Source organism: Mesorhizobium erdmanii USDA 3471, assembly GCF_000472705.1.
GTDB lineage: Bacteria > Pseudomonadota > Alphaproteobacteria > Rhizobiales > Rhizobiaceae > Mesorhizobium > Mesorhizobium erdmanii.
In genome coordinates this window covers 196,859-209,264 of the sequence record NZ_KI421454.1, presented here as the reverse complement: position 1 = coordinate 209,264, position 12,406 = coordinate 196,859, and the positions used below count along the sequence as shown (strand labels likewise).

At 58.2% G+C, this 12,406-nt stretch carries 10 protein-coding genes and 1 pseudogene; 6 read left to right on the top strand and 5 right to left on the bottom strand.

All coding sequences use genetic code 11. From position 1 onward, the window contains the following. Positions 1 to 309 precede the first annotated feature (309 nt). The 3 genes and pseudogenes from A3AU_RS1000000139640 to A3AU_RS01000000136500 all read right to left on the bottom strand — a co-directional run. Positions 310 to 900 (bottom strand): annotated as a pseudogene (locus A3AU_RS1000000139640) (toll/interleukin-1 receptor domain-containing protein); the annotation flags it as partial. Positions 901 to 1,071: 171 nt separating this feature from the next. Then, on the bottom strand, positions 1,072 to 2,049 hold the full coding sequence (locus tag A3AU_RS0131400) for a DNA/RNA non-specific endonuclease (RefSeq protein ID WP_081709742.1): 978 nt from the start codon (positions 2,047 to 2,049) through the stop codon (positions 1,072 to 1,074). Then, on the bottom strand, positions 2,046 to 3,155 hold the full coding sequence (locus A3AU_RS01000000136500; protein WP_081709741.1) for a trypsin-like serine peptidase: 1,110 nt from the start codon (positions 3,153 to 3,155) through the stop codon (positions 2,046 to 2,048). The genes A3AU_RS0131400 and A3AU_RS01000000136500 overlap by 4 nt, the downstream gene beginning before the upstream one ends. A gap of 435 nt (positions 3,156 to 3,590) precedes the next feature. On the opposite strand from A3AU_RS01000000136500, the gene A3AU_RS0131390 reads away from it, so the two are divergent. Both A3AU_RS0131390 and A3AU_RS0131385 read left to right on the top strand, forming a co-directional pair. Next, positions 3,591 to 5,258: a DUF4403 family protein gene (locus A3AU_RS0131390; protein ID WP_081709740.1), complete on the top strand. Its 1,668-nt coding sequence runs from the start codon at positions 3,591 to 3,593 to the stop codon at positions 5,256 to 5,258. A gap of 50 nt (positions 5,259 to 5,308) precedes the next feature. Beyond that, entirely contained in the window at positions 5,309 to 5,959 is a 651-nt protein-coding gene (locus tag A3AU_RS0131385; RefSeq protein WP_027056396.1) for a hypothetical protein, read from the top strand. A gap of 20 nt (positions 5,960 to 5,979) precedes the next feature. Here the strand turns inward: A3AU_RS0131385 and A3AU_RS0131380 are convergent, their stop codons facing one another. Beyond that, the gene (locus tag A3AU_RS0131380; protein ID WP_154674706.1) at positions 5,980 to 6,288 is read right to left on the bottom strand and encodes a hypothetical protein; all 309 of its coding nucleotides are present in this window, start codon (positions 6,286 to 6,288) and stop codon (positions 5,980 to 5,982) included. Between the two features lie 60 nt (positions 6,289 to 6,348). Beyond that, complete coding sequence (locus tag A3AU_RS01000000136495) at positions 6,349 to 7,176, bottom strand: excalibur calcium-binding domain-containing protein (protein ID WP_245235617.1); 828 nt, start codon at positions 7,174 to 7,176, stop codon at positions 6,349 to 6,351. Positions 7,177 to 7,588: 412 nt separating this feature from the next. Here A3AU_RS01000000136495 and A3AU_RS0131370 point away from each other — a divergent pair, with 412 nt between their 5' ends. Genes A3AU_RS0131370 through A3AU_RS0131355 form a run of 4 tightly spaced genes read left to right on the top strand, consistent with a single transcriptional unit; the run spans position 7,589 to position 12,133 of the window. Further along, complete coding sequence (locus tag A3AU_RS0131370; protein ID WP_027056394.1) at positions 7,589 to 9,034, top strand: membrane protein; 1,446 nt, start codon at positions 7,589 to 7,591, stop codon at positions 9,032 to 9,034. Beyond that, on the top strand, positions 9,021 to 9,854 hold the full coding sequence (locus A3AU_RS0131365; protein WP_027056393.1) for a hypothetical protein: 834 nt from the start codon (positions 9,021 to 9,023) through the stop codon (positions 9,852 to 9,854). Before A3AU_RS0131370 ends, A3AU_RS0131365 begins: the two co-directional genes overlap by 14 nt. Before the next feature lie 3 nt (positions 9,855 to 9,857). Further along, complete coding sequence (locus A3AU_RS1000000137420; protein WP_051355516.1) at positions 9,858 to 11,120, top strand: hypothetical protein; 1,263 nt, start codon at positions 9,858 to 9,860, stop codon at positions 11,118 to 11,120. After that, positions 11,108 to 12,133 carry an OmpA family protein gene (locus A3AU_RS0131355; protein WP_027056392.1) on the top strand — a complete coding sequence of 342 codons (1,026 nt, stop codon included), beginning with the start codon at positions 11,108 to 11,110 and terminating at the stop codon, positions 12,131 to 12,133. The genes A3AU_RS1000000137420 and A3AU_RS0131355 overlap by 13 nt, the downstream gene beginning before the upstream one ends. Positions 12,134 to 12,406 lie beyond the last annotated feature (273 nt).

The window sequence follows — 12,406 nt, the reverse complement described above, 5'->3', positions numbered from 1 at the left end:
GACGACCACATCGCTAATCTCGGCGAATGGCTCGATCTCGCCTCGTTCATCCTCTCCGACATCGTCGAGGAGCCATTGTCGTCGGGGCGAGGGCGGCGCCAGCTCTACAATGACATTCTTGCCGCGGTGTCCGAGCTGGAGCGCCGCGGGCTGACGGTCCTGTCCGGTGTCATGGCCGCGCCTCAGCCGGGCATGCCGGACTGGAAGGTCGCCATTGTCTCGGTGACGCCGCGCCTCACCGATCCCGGCGCGCCGAGGCGTCGTCACGTCATGGTCGACCGCCGGACGGTCGGGCTGGCTCACCGACGATTAGGGGATGAGGGCGAGGCGCTCGGTGATGAACTGGGCGATCTCGGCGGGATTGAAGCGTCGCGCGTCGACGTAGCCGTCGGTGCGGAACACGCCATCGACGGCGCCGTCGTCGACGCGCACGTACATGACGCGCTGCTCGTCCCAAGCCATGGTGACTTCGCGGATCGCGCGGAACTCGACGCCGCACCAGTCCTTGCGCTGATAGTCGGCGCCGATGAAGGCTACGATGAGCTTGGAGCGGTTGCGATAGATGTCCTGCAGCAGGGTGTCGAGCGATGGCCGGGCAAGCTGGGAGACGTAGTTGTTGTCATAGAAATAGGCGTTGGGGCCGAGACTCGCCTCGAGCTCGCGGGCCACCTGCTCGACCAGCCCGCGGGCTTCGCCGGGAAACGAGAGACCAACATCGAAATGGTGCTGGGTGATGTCGACGGCGCGGCTGGCCTGCCGCGTCCACGAGGGCAAGGCAATGCCCCGCGCAGCATGCAGTTCTTTCGGCAGGTTGACGTCCTTGATCGCCCAGTGCGTGCGATTCATCTCCCATTTGCCGATGTCGAGCTCGAAGGCGAGGGCGTCGAAGTCGGCCGCGCTGAAGGACGATAAACGGGCGATCTTCGCCGCCGCCGCGCACGCGCAACGCGCCGTAGACTATCTGTTGCGCTTCAGCGCCTCCGAAGCAGCCGCCGCGTGAGCGGCGGCCTTCTGGACCGAAGCGTCTACAGCATGCGACGGCTGGCCGTCGCTGCCACGCCGAGTGTCACGTTACGCGTCGGCGTGGGTATCGGCGCGCAAGAGAACATCGTCAAAAATAACGCCGGCCTCATCGCTTATGGCTGACAGGGCGACTTGATAGCGTGCATACTCGCCGGGCGCGAATTCCACTCCGAACCGGTCGACGACATCCTTTTGGGAAAGCCTGAAGCCGTAGGTGCGTAGCGACCGGCGCCCATTGGTATCGCGCGTCGTGACCGCAACCACTTTCCAAAAGACAAGAGGATACTGCACCGGGCCGGTCCCGAAATCTTCGGATGGATCGTTCGGGTTCAAGATCGGACCCGCTATGATGCAGGCGCGCGTGTCACCTGATTGCAAGTCGCGTTGAATGTGGTTTTCGAAACCGCCCCACAAGCCTTGAACTCCCGGCCATTGCTTTCCCGGTTGGGAGCGGTTGAAGGCCGCGTGCTGCGGCGTGCAATTTGAGAAGTGAAACGTGTCGGAATTGGCAAACTCGATTTCCGTCGGCGTATCACCCCAGGCATTGTCTTCCCTACGCACGATATGACCCCGGTCGATCTGTTTGGCGGGCGCGTAGATGTCGGGATCGCCCAACTGGTATTTCTGAGGAATTCGCGGGTCAACCACCCAACGATCTTGACCGAAGAAGGCGCGGCCGCTGGAGGTCCTTTTCGATGCATCGTAATCGACATTCACCGCCGACCACATCTGCATGCGCCGGGAAGCGTTCATCGCCAGGCTGAAGTGATGGTACTTGAGCACGACGATCTGGCCATTCTCCTTATACATCTCCTGGTCCCGCTCCTGCGAAATGCGAGGCAGCGGCACTGTGATATCGTTTTCGAGAAAGTCAGGGTTGTAGCCTTCTCGATCGTCGTAATTGGGGTCGAAGCGCAGTGCTTTCTCGAGCGCCTCGTCTGCCGCGACCGCGGCCGTCGCCTGTGGAAGCTGTGATGCCGGCACACCGCTACCAACGAAAATCGTCACTGGTCCGGAAAAATTCATGGTAACCCGCCCATCACGTTTCCTTTCGTGTTTGCGAAAATTTTGGAGGGATCAGGTAACACAGGACTAAGGGCTTCTGGCGCGCGAGGCGTCGCTAGCTTCGCGACCTCATCGGTAGGATCGGTCGTATTGGCCAGCAATTCGTCCAAAAGATGCTTCGAGGCGGGCGTGGTCGGTACAAGCCCGCCGAAGGCCTTTACCAACGCACTTATGCGCACACCCTCATTCGCGATCCAGTCTATCCCGTCATCCGGCTGGCCAGGTGACCATGCCGAACCGTCCTTATTGAGAATAGTATTGCCACGCATTTTTGGAATGGAGGCGTGGTGCAAACCGACGACCTCCCACATTTCCGAATAGCAGGCCGAGCCCGACGATCCTTCCTCGGTGTCGGTCTCGTACCGGAGGAAACCGTCCTCCCGCAGCTCGAGCAGCCGGCAATTCTCCATCGCATAGCGTTTTGGCCCGCCATCAGGATATTCGATCATCCGGATAGGCATCCCGGGCAGGATCTTTGACCGCGATCCATTGATCGCCAGGAAGTTGACAGAGGAGAGAAGCTCGCCGGTGATTGCCTTCGGCTTCACCGCGACGAGCGCGAAATCGAGATCCTCCGCCGAGAAGAAAAGGGCGTCCGGATCAAACTCGAAAATGATGCCGCGGGCGACACCTGATGCCGTCTCATCATGAAGAAAATTTGCGCCGGTTCCTCGTACCGAGCCGGGATCCGGAAACACATGCCAGTTTGTCAGAAGAACGTTAGGTGAAACCATGAACCCGGTCGCAAACCCGACCGGGTCGACCTTCGGATCGACGTTGGCCACGATGCGGGCGACCGGCCGGCCAGCGGCTCGGGCAGCATCGTCTGGCGGCAAGGTGTACCAGTCAAGGGTAGGCCCCATCTTCCGCTCGACGAACACCGGAAGACGGCCTTGTGCCTTCAGTTCGCTCGCCTGATCAAAGCTCGAACGGCGAGCGTCGTAGCGCGCCTGTTCCGATGGCGTCACTTGCGTCGTCGCAGGCGTCGGCGGCTGCGCTTTCCATCGTTTTGCAGCCGCAATCATTACCGCGCGGCGGCGCTCGTCGAACAAATTAGTCGCAACCATGGTTGATTCCTCCCTCCAAGGAATAGAGACAGTCTATGAGATTCTATTTGACGATAGGGATTGAGAGATTTGACATTAAACGATTTAATCTCCAGGCGAGTGAATAGTTCAAATGCGTCATATTTACGCGGCTAACATATTTGCAAACGCAGGCCATTCTGACCCGCTATTCCTCTATCAATTTCTAAAAAGAATCCAAACAGCCTCTTACGTCACTATGCAACAAAGAGTAATGTGCGGTCAATGTGAAGAATAGAGTTCTCAACGAAGTTCCTAGGGCGGGATCGCTTGTTCGGTTGTCTTTAGCGGCAGGAGCTTCGGCGCCTGCCTGCGCATAGGGGCACCTGAAGTCATTCGATCACGTAGAGATCACAAAGCGGTGATTTTCAGTGCCGCCGCTTCAACGGGTGCAGAGCATTCTTGGGGGAGACGTCCATGACAGCGCGTACCAGACCGGACACGAAGTTGCGTGTCGCTCACTTTGCTGCCGCCGCTCGTCGGTTCGTTCCGGTCCTTCTCATTTTGGTTGGCGTTTCGGGCTGCGAAAAAAATCTCTTCCAGGCGCCAATCCATGGTGGCACTGCCGATGTGCCGCCGGCACCCGTGTCGGACAGCGTTCTCACGCTGGTGGCGCAAATCCCGTATGAGACGCTAGTGCAAGCAGCCCAATCGAAGATACCGCAATCCGTTCCAGTGCAAGGAGATGGTCAAATCGGATGTGTCGGTATTCCTCATATTAATCCCGGACACGTGGGACATCATACTGAGTGCCGTTGGATCGGTGTCCGTGTTTGCGCTGAGGTGCCGGATATTACCGCTCCGAGCCTTGGCACTACGAACCAATGCGCCGACTTTCATTGGCATGCTGACATCGCAAGAGATGGCCCTCTTGTTGTGGCCCAGGCGGGCAATGGCGTTCACGTCGAACAGCCGCTGTTTGTCAGCGGTCAGGCCGGCGTAGGTGGCGACCTTGCCAAACTGCTTTCGCTTTCCGGAAAGAACTTCGAAGCTCGGCTGGTCCCCGGCGTCGATCTGCAGTTCGACATGAACGATAAGTGGTGCCCCGTGCTCTCGGGAACCCCGACCGGCAGATGGGTGAGCAGTGCTTCGGTGGAAGTCGTGGGCAAAAACTGTCTCGGCTTTGATTTTGGAAACCTGGGGCACCCCCAAGTCTGCGCAGGGCCAATCAATCTGGGACTGGCTGACGTGTTGAACGGCCAGATCAATGACCACCGCGCCAAGATACAGGATGCCATCGCCAAAGCTCTGCCTTGTGATGCGCTTCGGTCAAAGGTTGAGGCCCAATGGCACGCCATTGCGATCAAGATCGACCGCCCGGACAGCACGCCCGTCTATCTCAACATCGTCCCCACAGCGGCGAGCTTTTCGGGCATGGTCGGTGAAGCGCAAGGCATGAAGATGACCGTGCGTGTCGCAGCAAAGACCAGTCTTGCCGCAGAGCCAGTTGCCACACAGTCGCTGTCTCTGCCGCCATTGGGCAAAACAGCAGCCGATCGAAGTCAAGCCGATATCACCGTGCAAGCAGCTGCTCCCTACGGATTGCTATTGGACGAGCTGTCAAAGAACCTTAAGGGTCGCGATTTCCAGCAGCAGACACCGGCCGGCGCCGTCGATGTGAAGGTCGAGGATGTTGACCTCTATCCGAGCGCTGGCTTCGTCGTGGTGGGCTTGAAGGTACAGGCAAAGCTGCCGGGCGAGTTCCTGAATACGACCGGCTGGGTTTACCTCTCAGGGCTACCCCGCGCCGAGAAAACTGGCACAGCGATCTCGATCAATGAATTGCATTTCGCGACCGTCCTGGACAACGCCTTCTGGAAGGCTGCACAATCCCTGTTCGAAACCCAGATCCTGGCAGATTTAGAGGCTCATTCGAAAGTCGATCTCAACAAGCAGATCAACGACGCGTCCGATGAGATCTTGAAGGCCGTTCACAATACCAACGTTCCGGGGTTGAAGATTTCCGCTGACACTCCGTCGATTGAACTTCTGGATATCACTGTCGGGCCGGAAAATCTGATTGCCAGTGCCCGCCTCAAAATGAATTTCGATATGGCGCTATCAGCTGATTTGGTAGGTCAGTAGCCTATCTGCCAAGCGAGCCGCGGCCATTCATAACGAACAAGAGGGTGCCAATGACGCAATCCCAGCTTAGCAAGGTTTGGTTTGTGGTCAGTGCGCTCCTTCTCTATTACGCCCTGAATTCTTGGGTGGTCGCGCAAGGCGGGGAAGAGATTTTCGGTGCAAAGCTGGTCATGAAGGCGAGGGTGCCTGCAGTAATGATCGCAATCCCGATATGTTCGATTTTGCTCGCCCTAACCTCACTCATCGGACGGGTCTATGCCCTACGCAGCGGCTCGCACTGGCATGCGCGGATACCGGTTGTCGGCTTCGACGCGATCGAGACGGGCTCGCGAGAAGGCCGCGTCTATCAAGGCGCGATGATTGTGGTCTTCTCTGTGCTGCCCGCGATCGCGCTGGTCTATTTCTGGTGTACGTTTCTCTCCGCGACGGTAATGCTGAACGACGGCAAGAAGGACCCAGGCGCGAGCCTTTGGGATTGGTCGGAACTCCGGACGCTGAACGATCCCGCTCGTATCTGCACTGAATTTGACAAGGGGCTCGACAAGCCGTGTATCGGCAGCGCCACGGTGCTGCCGGGCCTTGAGCCAACAATCTTTGGCGCGCTTACCCTCGCGGGCTTTATTGCGCTCGCGATGCACTGGCGTGCTGTGGCGATGGGTCAACGGCATGAGGCCTCACCGATCACGACCCACGGCAAGTAGGAGTCAGCGGATTGAAACTGTCAGTCAGTTGCGGGCGACGAAAGAGGCTTGCGGCCAAGCAATTCCAGCAAGGCGACCTGGCCGGTAACGGCAGATCCGGCAACCCACGCCAGCATCACCCACTCGGAAACAGTCATGCCGCCGGCGCGCGCGTAGAGCATTGCGCCTACCACGGCTGAGAACAGGCCTAACCCCACCGCCAACATCACGGCCATCTTAAACAGCGCGTGTGGCGGTTTCTGTCCGACAAACTGTCCGCAGGCGTACATGGCGGCAATGGGGATGCTCACAGCGATGATAAGAAGTCCGATTGTTGCAAAGAACACCATCTCTCTCATCCCTCCGCCTTTACGGCGTTTGCATCTGTGGCCGCTTCTTATCCAGCGCCATCAACAGAGTGTCTCGCAAGCAATTCCGTCGCCATCGCGATCCAGCTTGCCACCCCATGGACAGTTATTGAGATACCATTGGGCTTCGTCGCAAGAGCTGATTTGCGAGCATGTCCGCCGCGGTTGGCATGAAAAGCTTTGCGCTACCTGTGAGCGGCTGATGATGCCAAGCGGCTGGCTCGACGGCCTCGCATCGCCGGCGTGCAAAGCCCGCCATTCCCAGGGTGCCTGAAACGTTCCGACCCAAAGACCGAGTTTCGCGGCCTCCGCCTTCGCCTGCTGCGCTGAATACGCCCCGTGGCTGAAGCGGGGCCAATCCAGAGCCTGGCCGTGCTCGACCATCCAGGAGGCGACGCTGACGCCATCCGCGCGCTGGCAATCACCGACAAACCGGTGATATCGGTCCCAAGTTACGAAGGTGCAGTGCACCGGCCTGGAGGCCGCTAGAAATGCGTCCAGTGCGTCGGCTGAGCGGCGCCCGCAGGGATAGTCGAATCCCTTGGCGTCGCTGCAGTACTGCTTGCTCTCCGGCGCGTCGATGCCGTTAAAGCGGATCCGCTGGCCATGGACTTCGATCGTGTCCCCATCGATAACGGACGCGACGCCAGCGATCGGCTCCGGCTTCGACCCGAACCAGTTCGAAACGCCAATGTCTGGTATTCGGTCGGTGTGCTGCATGGCTGATTGCGTGGCTAGGGCGGCAGCGGCAGCCACTGTCAGAAAGACCAGGCCCAACGGCACGCTTGCGCGACGCCAGGCGCGTGATCGACCCACGCCATTGCCCTTGCGCCCCTGACGCGAGCGATTTTTGTAGCGAGATTTGTCCAAGCCATTCTCCCCATCACTAGAATGCTATCAAATTTGGCGCTGGTCTAGGTTTGGCGGGTGACAAGGGTTGAGAATCTTTCTGTATGGCCGGGAGCTGATCGATCGCGTCAACACAGTGTGTCAATAACTCTTGCGAACTGGAGCAAAAGGTAGCGGCCTCAAAGTACGCGATGCGAAAGACCATGGCCGGCCGCGCTGGTTGCAAGGAATCGCTCCGGAGGCCGAACCACTTCTTTAGTTTGCACGCAGCGCGTCGATGTACTATCGAGCACATTCAGAATGGGTTTTTTGCATTCTGCTGGGTGGGGCAAGCCGGATATGACAGACGCCGATTGCGGGACTGCTGCGCGATGAAGCGCGCGGCGTGCTGCAAGCATGTTTTTTCCGGGGTTCGATCGTAGGGGTAAAGACGTTGGCTGCGAGGTTTGAAGCGCTCGAGAAGCTGCGCAATCGGATAATGGAAGCGAACCACGACTATAGGGTGGGGGCAGACATTTTCCCGAGTCTCAATGTCGAAAAGATTGCCCGGGACATGGACCTCGACGGTCAGGGAACGGCGCATGGCGAAAAAGACCAGCCATCGTCCTCGTCGAAGACCTTCGACGAGATCGAACACTCCATCGTCGAAAGGGTGCAGGATGAGAAAAAGGCGGCCCACCAGATCCTGGAGGATCAGCTTCACCTCTTCTCCGGCCGCGTTGCGAACCTGGGCCTTGAGGAGCAGTTCGGCCTCCTTCAGCAGGCCAATTCTTCAAGCCTGTCCGACTTCAAGGGAGAAATAGCGGTCGGTTTGGATACCCTTCACGCCAAGCGAACCGACCTTCATGAGGCCACCAGAGAGCTTTCCAGCTTCCGCAAGAACCACCGCCTGGACCGTGTTGCCAGACTGCAGCAAGGAACAGCCCATCTTTTCAGGGTGGCGCTCCTTATTTTCCTCCTGCTGGTCGAGACGTATCTCAACGGATCCTTTCTGGCCAAGGGCAACGACCAAGGCTTCCTCGGTGGTGCCACGGAAGCATTCGCCTTTTCCTTCGTGAATATCGTGTCCGCGTTGATTTTCGCCATCTTCTGCGTGCGCTGGGTGACCCATCGGTCTTGGGGAGGGAAGCTTGTCGGAACCGTTTTCATCCTGCTCTATGCCGCTATTGCACTCGGGATCAACTTGCTGCTTGCGCACTATCGTGAGGTCAGCGGAACGCTCGCCGACGGAGCTGGCAACATTGCGGTCCAGAGAATGCTCCATAACCCGCTCGGGCTTGAGGAGGTGAGATCGTGGATGCTCTTCCTGGTCGGTCTGCTCTTTTCTATCATCGCCTTCATCGACGGCTGGTTCGTTCTCGATCCATATCCAGGTTATGCCGGCGTGGAAAAAAGGCGCCGGGAGAGGCGGCAGGATTACACCGATACCAAAGCCGACCTCATAGACCGCCTCATCGAATTGCGCGACGACCACAATACCAAGGTCGAAGACATCTTGAAGGGGCTAAGCAGCCGTAGAAGAGAACACGCTGCAATCCTATCCAGCCGTGCGCGGCTTTTGGCTCTGTTCAATGAACATCAAGAGCAGCTCGAGAGGAGTTGCAACCAGCTGCTTTCAAAATACCGCGAAGCAAACATTCGGGCGCGCAAAACTCCCGCTCCAAAACACTTCTCCCAGCCCTTTAAACTCCAAAAGACCACGCCCATTGTCCAAAACGACGGTGAGATCAAGGATAGCGATCTTGCTTCATCAATTGCCGCGGCCCAGCAGGCGCTGAACGAGCAGATGCTGCAGGTGGGCAAGGAATGTGAGTCCGGGATCGAAAAGTATCGCGACCTCGACAAGCTGTATCCGGAGACGCTCGATGGCCAGGCCTAGAAGCCGTCGCAGGGCAGGGAGCTCGCGCGGGAAAGGCGTTGGAGCGATTGTCGGAGCAATCCTGCTTGGACTTGCCTCGCTCGCAATGTTTTCCGGCTACGTCTGGCTCAACGTAAAGGCCCGGGACGTGGTGGAAACAGACGCAAAGACGGGCTGCCCGACAAAGGCGGGACCGAACAGCGTCACCGCTGTTCTTTTTGACACCTCTGATCCCGTCCCGCAGGCGACCATGGAGGATCTTGCCAACAAATTCAGGCAGATTGCCGGCTCAATCAAGCAAGGCGGCTACCTCTGGGTTGGCACCTTGACAGCGGTACCTGGCGACCTGAAAGAGCTGTACGCGCGATGCAATCCGGGAGACGGCTCAACGGTTGACGTCTGGACCAGCAATCCCGGAAAGCATCAGAGAATCTGGGAAGAGGCCTTCGACAAGCCCCTCAAGGAACTGCCGGAGCACTTGCCGGCGGATAGCCAGGCTGATCAGTCGCCGATCATGGCTGGCATCCAGAAACTGAAGCTCAGCCTGTTCGACAACGGCATGTTCGACAATGTTCCAAAACGGTTGGTCCTCGTGTCGGACATGATGGAGAACACGCCCGCCTATTCCCAATACAAAGCGGGCGCCGACTACAACGCCTTCAAGAAAAGCCCAGCGAATTCGCGCTTCAGGACCGATCTTCTCGGCGCCGACGTAACCATTCTCTATTTCAACAGGCCGGAAAGGAAGTTCCCGTCCGTCGACCACGCCAATTTTTGGACGCAGTGGTTTTCGGAGAACGGGGGCAATCTCAGCGACTTTACAAAGCTGGAAGGGATGTAACCCATGGCCGCGCGTAGACAATCCTTCCTCGATACGTGGATCTTCCCGCAGGCTTTCTATATCGCGCTAACGGTAGGGGGGTGCATTTTCATCGCCGTCACAAAGACCGCCGGCATAAGTCCCGTTATCTCGTCAACGGTGCCGATCGGCATCATGATCGGCTACTTCGCGTTTTCCTGGTACGTCGGGAAGTTGCGCGTTCACGACGAGCAGACAGGTGACAACCTCTATTACATGGGCTTCCTGTTCACGCTCTCCAGCCTGGGCACCTCGCTTTACCAGTTCGGCACAGACGCATCGACCGACGAAATCGTCAGGAATTTCGGCATTGCCGTGACGTCGACCATCACAGGCATCGCGCTGCGCATCTTCCACAATCAGGTCCGACGCGACCCCGCCGACGTGGAACGGGCTGCCCGTCACGAGCTCGCGGACATGACACGTCGCGTGCGCACCGAGATGGAAAGCGTAGCGCGTGAGTTCGCCGACTTCCGCCGGGTTTGCAATCAGATGTTGGAAGAAGGCTTCGACGAAATAGCCCGACAGGCGGAGAAGAACGGCGATCAGGTCCGACAGGCCTTCGAGGGTATGGCCGCCAAAGCGATAAAGCCCGTCCAGGAGACTTCGGAGAAGATAGCCAAAAGCCTCGATGACACGTTCGGCCGTATCGAAAGCAGGTTTTCAGGTGTCGCTGAAAAGGTCGACACAGTCGCAGCGTCGCTCGACACGGCGAATGCCTCCATGGCTGGCACGATCTCGAAGTTCGAGGCGCAGGCCGACATAGTTGCCGGGAAGCTCGCCAACGTGGTTATTCCGGACGAGGTCCTCAAGACGGATGTCGTCACAGTTCTCAAGGTGCTTGCAGCGTCTGTCGGAAGGTTCACCGAGCGGGCTGAGGCGCTTTCCAAAGAGCAGGGGGAAAGGACCGACAAGCTTTCGGATACCGTCTTGAGGATGGCGGCGCATCAGAAGCTCCTCCTGGAGAGGCTTGAGAAGCAGGCTGAGCAAAACGCCAGTACGACGAACCTGCTATCCCGCATCCTCGATCGCGATCGTGTGTCCGTCCCGAACGAAATTCCTCCGGTTGCACCTGTGCACGCCAATGAACCGTCTGTTGAACCTCCCATCTTCATCCCCATTTCGGCGGCAACTGCGCAGGGTGAGAAGCCAGGCGCAACGGCAACAGCCAACGGCGCTGATGCCGGGCAGCAGGCCTCCCAGCCGATCGTGGAGAAAGTCCAGCCGAGGCCGAGATGGTGGCGCTGAACGAACCCGGCGGAGCTTCGGTCGGCTACGAAAAGAAAGGCTATGCCCGCGGCTTGATCCTCGGGCTCACCATGGCCGAAACGATGCTCCTGCTCGTCTTCTGCCTGCTGTTGGTTGCAGGCGCCATTGTCGCAAAGAAGAAGGCCGAATTGGAAACTGCCCTTGAAAGGGTATCCCGCAGCGAAGCAGTGATTCAGCAACTCAAGCAGGAGAACAAGAACCTGCTGGCCCAGGTTGCCGAGCTCATGGAGCGCTTCACTGGGCACAAAGTGCCTGATGAGGAATGGCGAAAGCTCGTCCTCGCCAAAAAAGCGATCGAGCAGATCGAGCAAAAGGGACTGTCGGCCGACGAAGCAGTTCAGCTGGCGGAAGCCACAGTCGCGGTCCGAGACAACAATCTCTCAGCCGACGACGTACGCAAGCTAGTCTCAGCAGATCAGCGTGCGACCGAAGCCGAACGGAAGCTGGCTGAAGCCGAAAAGGAACTCGCTGAAACGACACGGCAGCCTAAGGATCTGCCACCGATCATCAATCTGAGCGAAGCCAAGGGCTATTCCTTCGAAGTCAGCAGTGCCGAACTCAAACCGGCCTTTAAGGCCAAGCTTGAGGGCGCTATTGCCGAGCAGATTGCCGATATCGTCGCAAAATACGATGTCGATGTCGTCGAGGTCATTGGCCACACTGACGAGCAGCGATTGTCGAGGCAGTCGAACATGGACTTCGTTCTGGGGCGCGTACTCTCTGGGGATGAGAGCGTCAGCGAAATGGAGCCGGGTGATAATGCCGGGCTAGGCCTCGCGCGAGCGATATCCGTCGCGTCCGTTCTGAAAAAGATACCGGCGTTTGATCATTTGAACATCCTACCCATGTCAGGCGGCCAACTGATCCTGCCGGATGATCGCCTCACGGATGGAGCTCAGTCAGGCGACGCTCCAGAAAGGCGTCGTATCGAGATCCGAGTACGCAAGAGCAAGCAGAAGCTGGCCGCCGAGGGGCATCACGAAGGCAATTAATAGGCAAACCATGTTGAGCCAAAGCGTGGGTTGCCATCCACCGGAACACGAGTAGAAAGCCCGCAAACTGCCGCGGTCCAGTGCCAGCGCGCCGCGCTTTAATTAGTCGGGCGCTCGCTGACGCGTTTTTTCCGCGCCGGAAGTCGAATGGAAAGCGCTTCAGGAAACCAGGAAATGCATTCCAGTCGTGTGATCACCGCTGCCACAATGCATGGTGTCCCCTATTTCTGATGCTACACAATAATAGGTCAGGGCGAGGCAATTATTGATGCA